This window comes from Streptomyces sp. NPDC033221 (genome assembly GCF_055577005.1).
This window is the reverse complement of record NZ_JBVIQN010000061.1, coordinates 20,410-28,197: the sequence shown is the minus strand read 5'-3', so window position 1 is coordinate 28,197 and position 7,788 is coordinate 20,410. Positions and strand designations below refer to the sequence as shown.

8 protein-coding genes are annotated in these 7,788 nt (G+C 70.5%); 7 read left to right on the top strand and 1 reads right to left on the bottom strand.

From position 1 onward, the window contains the following. The first annotated feature begins 144 nt into the window (after positions 1-144). The 7 genes from ACZ53K_RS40810 (at position 145) to ACZ53K_RS40780 (ending at position 6,144) form a co-directional block, all read left to right on the top strand. A complete protein-coding gene (locus ACZ53K_RS40810; protein ID WP_468847660.1) occupies positions 145-798 on the top strand; it encodes an HAD family hydrolase in 654 nt (217 codons plus the stop codon). A gap of 101 nt (positions 799-899) precedes the next feature. Beyond that, positions 900-2,081 carry an acetoin utilization protein AcuC gene (locus ACZ53K_RS40805; protein WP_468847657.1) on the top strand — a complete coding sequence of 394 codons (1,182 nt, stop codon included), beginning with the start codon at positions 900-902 and terminating at the stop codon, positions 2,079-2,081. A 100-nt stretch (positions 2,082-2,181) separates the two neighbouring features. After that, the gene (locus tag ACZ53K_RS40800) at positions 2,182-3,036 is read left to right on the top strand and encodes a phosphatase (protein WP_468847654.1); all 855 of its coding nucleotides are present in this window, start codon (positions 2,182-2,184) and stop codon (positions 3,034-3,036) included. Positions 3,037-3,164: 128 nt separating this feature from the next. Then, positions 3,165-3,374: a helix-turn-helix domain-containing protein gene (locus ACZ53K_RS40795; protein ID WP_014144137.1), complete on the top strand. Its 210-nt coding sequence runs from the start codon at positions 3,165-3,167 to the stop codon at positions 3,372-3,374. 119 nt (positions 3,375-3,493) lie between these two features. Beyond that, on the top strand, positions 3,494-3,592 hold the full coding sequence (locus tag ACZ53K_RS40790; RefSeq protein ID WP_003948845.1) for a 30S ribosomal protein bS22: 99 nt from the start codon (positions 3,494-3,496) through the stop codon (positions 3,590-3,592). Between the two features lie 483 nt (positions 3,593-4,075). Beyond that, positions 4,076-5,125, top strand: a complete 1,050-nt coding sequence (locus ACZ53K_RS40785) for an NAD-dependent epimerase/dehydratase family protein (protein ID WP_468847652.1) — start codon at positions 4,076-4,078, stop codon at positions 5,123-5,125. A gap of 14 nt (positions 5,126-5,139) precedes the next feature. After that, complete coding sequence (locus tag ACZ53K_RS40780; protein WP_468847650.1) at positions 5,140-6,144, top strand: lysophospholipid acyltransferase family protein; 1,005 nt, start codon at positions 5,140-5,142, stop codon at positions 6,142-6,144. Positions 6,145-6,317: 173 nt separating this feature from the next. On the opposite strand, the gene ACZ53K_RS40775 is transcribed toward ACZ53K_RS40780, so the two are convergent. Then, a complete protein-coding gene (locus tag ACZ53K_RS40775) occupies positions 6,318-7,562 on the bottom strand; it encodes a DUF5667 domain-containing protein (protein ID WP_468847648.1) in 1,245 nt (414 codons plus the stop codon). Positions 7,563-7,788 lie beyond the last annotated feature (226 nt).

Genomic DNA, 7,788 nt, shown 5'->3' with positions numbered 1-7,788 from the left:
ACTGCAGGGGGGACCCTGTGGGAGAGTAGGACGCCGCCGAACAATTTTTCCGCTCCGGTCCCTGAACCTCTGGTTCAGGGACCGGAGCTTTTTTGCGTTCCCGACGTTTTCGGCCCGGCCGGGCATGGCGTTTACGCTCGAAGGATGCGTTATGACCTCATCATCTTCGACAACGACGGTGTGCTCGTCGACAGCGAGCCGATTTCCAACACCATCCTTTCCGGGTACCTCACCGAACTCGGCCATCCCACCTCGTACGAGGAATCACTGCACGACTACATGGGCGCCGCGGTGCACCGCGTCCACGACCTCGTCAAGGAGCGCACCGGGCAGCTCCTCCCCGAGGACTTCGAGACCACGTTGCACGCGCGCGTCTTCGAAGCCTTCGAGCGGGAGCTGGAGCCGGTCGCCGGCGTCGACGAGGTGCTGGGCAAGCTGACCGCCGACGGGACGCCGTACTGCGTGGCCTCCTCCGGCAGTCATGAGCGGATCCGCGTCGGGCACCGCAAGACGGGCCTCGACGAGTGGTTCGAAGAAGAGTGGATCTTCAGCTCGCAGGACGTCGGCAAGGGCAAGCCGGCCCCCGACCTGTTCCTGCACGCGGCCCGCGAGATGGGTGTGGCGCCCGAGCGCTGCGCGGTGATCGAGGACAGCCCGCTCGGCGTCCAGGCCGCTGCCGCCGCCGGTATGGACGTGTACGGCTTCACCGCCATGACCTCCGCGGAGAAGCTCACCGCGGCCGCCGGCGTCACCGGCCTCTTCGCGCGCATGGAAGAGCTGCCGGCCCTGCTCGCGTAACCGGCGCTCCCGGACGCGCCACCGGACGCGACCCCGGGTGCGGCTCCGGGGGCCGTACGCCCCGCCTTTCCCCGTACGGCACGACCGATACGGTGACGTGCATGAGCGGCCGTGCACAGCTGATGTGGGACGAGGCAGTAACGGGCTACGACTTCGGGCCCGGCCATCCGATGGACCCGGTCCGGCTCGCGCTGACCATGCGGTTGGTGGAGGCGTACGGACTCGACCGGGGCCCTGATGCGGTGGAAGTGGTGGCCGCGAAGGCCGCCGGGATCTCCACGCTGCGGCTCGTGCACCGCGAGGACTACATCGACGCCGTACGGCAGGCTTCGGCCGATCCGAAGGCCGCCGACCCGGCCTACGGGATCGGCACCGAGGACGATCCGGCGTTCGCCGGGATGCACGAGGCGTCGGCGCTGATCGCGGGGCAGTCGGTGGGCGCCGCGGAGGCGGTGTGGCGTGGCGAGGCCCTGCACGCGGTGAATTTCACGGGCGGCCTCCACCACGCGATGCCGGGCGGCGCGGCGGGCTTCTGTATCTACAACGACGCGGCGCTGGCCGTCGCGCGGCTGCTGGAGATGGGGGCCGAGCGCGTCGCGTACGTGGATGTGGACGTGCACCACGGAGACGGCGTGCAGGCGGCCTTCTGGGACGACCCGCGGGTCATGACGATCTCCCTGCACGAGCACCCCCGGACGCTGTTCCCGCAGTCCGGCTGGCCGGAGGAGACCGGCGGGCACGGCGCCGAGGGCAGCGCGGTGAACGTGGCGCTGCCGGCCGGCACCGGCGACGAGGGGTGGCTGCGGGCCTTCCACGCGGTCGTACCGGAGCTGCTGTCGGCGTTCCGGCCCGACGTCCTCGTGACGCAGCACGGCGCCGACACCCACTTCGAGGACCCGCTCGCGCACCTGGCGGTGAGCCTGGACGCGCAGCGCGCGGTGGCGGCGGCCTGCCACGACCTGGCGCACGAGACCGCCGGCGGCCGGTGGGTCGCGCTGGGAGGCGGCGGTTACGCGGTGGTGGATGTCGTACCGCGCACCTGGACCCATCTGGTGGCGATCGCGGCGGGCCGGCCGATCGAGCCGACGTCGGCGGTGCCGGAGGAGTGGCGGCACGAGGTGTACCGGCGTACGCGGCAGGGCGGGCCGCACCGGATGACGGACGGGCGCGGGGCGGGCTGGCGGGACTTTGTCGGCGACGGGTACGACCCGGCCGACCGCCTGGACCAAGCGGTGCTGGCGACACGGCGGGCGGTGTTCCCGGCGCACGGCCTGCTGCCGTAAGGCCGGGTTCGTCCGCAAGGGGAGGCACTTCGGGGGCAATGCGCCCGGATGTGTGACTACTGGGCGGTTCGGGCAGGGGACGGGGGCCGGGGCGGTCAGCATGGGGCCTGTGTGGGGCACCGGGGCGGGCACGGATGTGGCGGCGGACGCCGAGGCGCTGAAGGCCTATGTGGTCAGGGCGCGGCTGGCGGGCACGATCGCGACCTCCAGGGAGAAGAGCCTGACCCGGTACCGGCTCTTCGCGGCCGGTGACCCGCGTGTGCTGATCGGTCTTGAGCCCGAGAACGACTGGTCTGTGAGTGAAGTGCTCCGAGTGATGGCTGAGCAGTGTGGAGTTTCAGCCGATCCCGGGCTTACTTCCGGCCCAGATGTGATCGATCCGGAGCGTACGCTCGTGGGCCTCGATGCTTTCGCGGACCGGCTCGGCGCGGCGGCCGCCCGGCACGCTCCGGTACTGATCGGAACGGGTCATCCGCACCGGCTGCTGGGCTTCTACGGCGGCCTGGCAGACGCCCTGTCGGCGGCGGGATGCCCCCTTCTCACCCCGGCGTATGGCCACTGTGTCGACATAGCGACCCGATTCGGGGTACGCACGTACAACCTTGACTACGTACGGGGAGTCGCGCTGATGCGCGAACCGGGCGTGCGGCGCACCGCCGGTGAGCCGGGCGTGCACACCCACTCCCCCCTCCCGGTTCGTACCGCCCTCGACGCCGCGGCAGACGCCGGCGGCCCCCTTCCCGAGCTGGTGATCGGCGACCACGGATGGGTCTGCGGAGCAGGTCAGCTGGGCTTTGAGGCCATCGGACTGGCGGATACGGACGATCCCGCGCTGTTCGTCGGGCAGGCGGAGGGGCGGGTGTCCGCCGTAGTTCCGCTTGATGACGCTGTGCGGTCTGATTACTACCGACCGCTTACTCGCTATGTACTCAATCGAGCGTGTCTGTCACAGTAGGCGGCCGATCGCTGCTCCTCTTCCCCACTCGCATCACCCGCCCCTAACCTGGGGAGTGAGCGCACAGCGACGGGGAGTCACCGGAGGGGAAGCCGGTGCCCGTCATGTGCGGAAGGTTCAGGTGTGTCATGGCTGCAGACCAAAGGCCTCTGAATGAGGTCGTGTTCCTGACCGTGGCGGAAGTCGCCACGGTGATGCGAGTGTCGAAGATGACCGTGTACCGCTTGGTGCACAGCGGTCATCTGCCCGCGATCCGAGTGGGGAGGTCGTTCCGGGTCCCGGAGCAAGCGGTCCACGACTACCTCCGTGAGTCCTATGTGGGGGTGGAATCGGCCTGAGGGGCTCAAGGTGACCCTCGGATTACGCCGTAGGCTCGACGGCGGGTAGGCTGGCCCGATGTAGGTAGTGTGGGCTCGGACGCCCCGCACCGAGTGATACGAAGTGAGCGAGGGTAGTCGTGGGCTCTGTTATCAAGAAGCGGCGCAAGCGGATGGCCAAGAAGAAGCACCGCAAGCTGCTCAAGCGCACCCGTGTTCAGCGTCGCAACAAGAAGTAAGCGACGCTGATCGCGATTCCACAGCCTCTCACCGCACCATGCGGTGGGGGGCTGCGGTGCGTTTTAGGGGCGGCTTGGCGGTGCACTCGGTGGGGTGTGGACCGGGCGTGCGGTGATTGAGGCGTAAAGAACTCAGGGGCCGGAACGTCGGCCGTACCTCCGTACCCGCCGGCTTCTTCCGTGGCGGTCTCCGGATTACCGGCAGCCGCGCGGCACCGGCCGGCGTACGGATACCCGGATGGCGTCACCGGGCGGGGCGATGCGTTGCGGCCCCGGTGGAGTTCCTGGAAAGCACCGGCCGCGGGAGCGCACCGGCTTCGGCGCGGCGGGAAAAGTCGGCCGACGGCACGGGCAAACCTCGGGCCAAGGCTTGAAATGTAGCTCAGGGCATCCCGCGGTCATCACAGCGCAACAACGACCCGATAGCGTGGCCGCACAGCTCGGCTCACGCGAGGGACAAAGGGCGGGAAGGAAGGGCTGATCTTGGGAAAGGTCGTGCTCGTCACTGGAGTCGCACGGCAACTGGGGGGCCGGTTCGTACGACGCATTCAGCGCGACCCCGACGTCGGCCGGGTGATCGGAGTCGACGCCGTAGCGCCCGAGCACGATTTGGGCGGGGCCGATTTCCTCAAGGCCGACATCAGGCATCCGGCCATAGCCAGAGTGCTGGCCGAGACCCGTGTGGACACGGTGGTCCACATGGACATCAACGGCACGCCGCTGGGCGGCCGCGGCAGCCGGGCGACGGTCAAGGAGACCAACGTCATCGGCACCATGCAGCTGCTCGGTGCCTGCCAGAAGGCGCCGAACGTCAAACGGCTGGTCGTGAAGTCCAGCACCAGCGTGTACGGCTCCGCACCCCGCGACCCCGCGGTCTTCACCGAGACCACCCCGCCGAAGTCGCTGCCCAGTGGTGGCTTCGCCAAGGACGCGGTCGAGGTCGAGGGGTACGTACGCGGCTTCGCCCGGCGCCGGCCCGACGTGGCGGTGTGCGTGCTGCGCTTCGCCAACATCCTCGGAACGTGCGCCGACTCGCCGCTCGCCGAGTACTTCTCGCTGCCCGTACTGCCCACGGTGCTGGGCTACGACCCGCGGCTGCAGTTCGTCCACGAGGACGACGCGATCGAGGCGCTGTGCCTGGCCGCCGCCAAGCCGCGCCGCGGCACGCTCAACAGCGGCACGTTCAACATCGCGGGGGACGGCACACTGCTGCTCTCGCAGTGCTCCCGGCGGCTCGGCCGGCCCACCCTGCCGCTGTTCCTGCCGACCGTCACCTGGGCCGGGTCCGCGCTGCGCTCGGTCGGCATCACCGACTTCTCGCCGGAGCAGATCCGGATGCTCACGCACGGCCGGGTCGTCCAGACCGCCCAGATGCGCGAGACACTGGGGTTTCACCCGAAATACACGACGGCGGAGACCTTCGCGGAGTTCGCCGGCAGTCGTGGCCGCGGGCTGCTGCCGCCCGAGGTCCTCGCCCGTACCGTCGACCGGCTCGCCGCCGTGCTGCCCGCACGCAGTGGCCCGACCCAGTGAGGAGTTCACCCACGATGGCGGACGCCAAGGTCATTCCCTTCGGCGAGGAGCCCCGGTCGCGCAGAAAGACCAAGCGGCCGGGCCGCGGAGGCCGCCGTACGCCGCTGACGCCCGTACCGGAGCCGCGACGGCAGGACGGGCAGGACCAGGCGGCCGGCGGGCCGCAGGGGGCGCCGGGGGCGTCCCTGGAGCAGCGGATCGCGGGCGGCCTGCGCTTCCTGCGCCGCCGGCTCACCGGTGAGTACGAGGTCGACGACTTCGGTTACGACGAGGAGCTGACCGACCAGGTCCTGATGTCGGTGCTGCGGCCCCTGTACGAGAAGTACTTCCGGGTCGAGGTCAAGGGCGTCGAGAACATCCCGGCCGACGGCGGCGCGCTGATCGTCGCCAACCACTCCGGGACGCTGCCCCTGGACGGGCTGATGCTCCAGGTCGCGGTGCACGACCACCACCCCGCCGACCGGCACCTGCGGCTGCTCGCGGCCGACCTGGTCTTCGTGCTGCCGGTCATCAACGAGCTGGCGCGCAAGGCCGGGCACACCCTCGCCTGTGCTGAGGACGCCCAGCGGCTGCTGGAGCGCGGCGAGGTCGTCGGGGTCATGCCGGAGGGCTTCAAGGGCATCGGCAAGCCCTTCGCGGACCGCTACAAGCTCCAGCGGTTCGGGCGCGGCGGCTTCGTCTCCACCGCGCTGCGGGCCGGGGTGCCGATCGTGCCGTGCTCGATCGTGGGCGCCGAGGAGATCTACCCGAAGATCGGCGACGCCAGGACGCTGGCGCGGGTGCTGGGCTTCCCGTACTTCCCGCTGACGCCGACCTTCCCGTGGCTCGGGCCGCTGGGCCTGGTGCCGCTGCCGACGAAGTGGACGATCCAGTTCGGCGAGCCGATCCCGACGGACGGCTATCCGGCGGAGGCGGCGGACGACCCGATGCTGATGTTCAACCTGACGGACCAGGTGCGGGAGACCATTCAGCACACGCTCTACAAGCTGTTGGTGCAGCGGCGGTCGGTGTTCTTCTGACGCGGTTGGTGTGCGGCTGATGCGTTCGGTGGGCTGCTGACGCGCCGCGCGGGCCGGGGGCGGCTTGTAGGACGTTACGGACCGAAGGCGGCCCGTGGACACGCGTGACGCCCCGGCGCCGGGTGAAGGCACCGGGGCGTCACGGCGTCGGGTGGCGGCCCGAAGCGGGCGGGTCAGCCCAGCGGGTTCTTGCCGTCCAGACCGATGTCCGGCAGCAGCCCGGGGAGCAGGGGCGGGATCGTGACGTCCGGCTCGTGCGGAGTCTCCTTGCCCTTGCCCTTGCCCTTGCCCTTGCCGGAGCCCTTGCCGTCCGGCTCCGGGGTGCCCTCGTCGGCGGGCGGGTCGAGCAGGCCGCCCGTGCTGCCGCCGAGCAGGCCCTCGTCCTCCTGGGACGGGGACGAGGCCGGCGGATGCTGCGGCGTGTGCGAGCCGTCGGCCTCGCCGGACGAGGACGCGCTCTTCCCGGACGGTGCCGGATGGTCCGTACGGCCCTGGGGGGTGCCCGGCGCGGGCGCCTCGGGGGCGCTCTCGTGCCGGCTCTCGCCGCCCGGGTTCTTGGGCAGCAGGGAGCGCAGCGGACCGACCTCTTCGTCTATGGCGTCGAAGACCGAGCTGACCTCGTCGCGTACGTCCGTCAGCTGGGCCGGCAGGCGGTCGCGCAGCCGGCTCCAGCTGTCGCGGTGCGACTTGGTGAAGGAGTTGAGGGTCTGGATCGGGCCGAGGGAGCCGTCGCGTTCGTACTCCTCGTGGAGGAGGCGGTGGCCCTCGCCGGCGTCCTGCTTGACGCCGGACAGCGCCTTGCGGATCTCGCCGAGCGACTCGTGGTCGAGGGGCCCGGAGCGGAGGCGCTCCATGAGGCGGTGGGCCTCGAACATCCGGGTGGACGCCTGGTCGAGGAAGAGACGGCCGCGGTCGGACACGTCGTCCGTCAGATTGAGCTTCAGGTCCTCCATGCCGCGCTTGAGGGGATACAGCGAGTCGCCGGGGAGCGCGTCGGAGCTGGCGGCGGCGACGCCGCTGAAGGCACCGGCCGCGACCCCCACCGTCAGACCGCCCGCCGCGAGCCCCTTGGACAGCCGCGACCGGGGGCGCAGCCGTCCCAGGGATTTCGCCGCGCGGTGCGCGCCGCGTGTCCCGCGCTGCTGCGGCACCCGTGAGCCGTCGGACGCGCCGCTTTCGGCGAAGGCCGCCTCCATCGCCGCGATGAGCTGGGCCCGATGGACGGTCCTGACCTCGGGGTCCAACTCCGGCTTGGGGAGTTCTCCGAGGGTGCCGGCGACCGCCAACAGCCTTGTTTCTCCGCACGCTTCCGCCGGTGTGCCGACCTCGTCCTCGGCCGCCGCGCCCGGAAGGACCTGATCCTCCAGGGCCTGGGCGAAGGCGTTAGCCCGCCGGTGCACCGATACGTTCGCGATCACGGGCGGCACCTCCTCTCGTCATCCCGCTCGACTCCCCGGACTGGCTTGACTATCCAGACGGGCCGGAAGGTTGCACGCCCTGCTCGCATCCACTCGATCGAGTGAGAGGGTGCGGGCATGGCGTGACCGCAGGGAGCCTGCGTTCTGCACAACGAGCGCCGCGGCACTTGGGTTACGCACTCACGATGATCTGACCGAACGGTCACGAACGATCACCCACGGTCGA

What these genes read in the sequence shown, in the direction of transcription:
- ACZ53K_RS40810 (WP_468847660.1), top strand. Translation starts at nt 145, where the DNA reads ATGCGTTATGACCTCATCATCTTCGACAACGACGGTGTGCTCGTCGAC.
- ACZ53K_RS40805 (WP_468847657.1), top strand. Translation starts at nt 900, where the DNA reads ATGAGCGGCCGTGCACAGCTGATGTGGGACGAGGCAGTAACGGGCTAC.
- ACZ53K_RS40800 (WP_468847654.1), top strand. Translation starts at nt 2,182, where the DNA reads ATGGGGCCTGTGTGGGGCACCGGGGCGGGCACGGATGTGGCGGCGGAC.
- ACZ53K_RS40795 (WP_014144137.1), top strand. Translation starts at nt 3,165, where the DNA reads ATGGCTGCAGACCAAAGGCCTCTGAATGAGGTCGTGTTCCTGACCGTG.
- ACZ53K_RS40780 (WP_468847650.1), top strand. Translation starts at nt 5,140, where the DNA reads ATGGCGGACGCCAAGGTCATTCCCTTCGGCGAGGAGCCCCGGTCGCGC.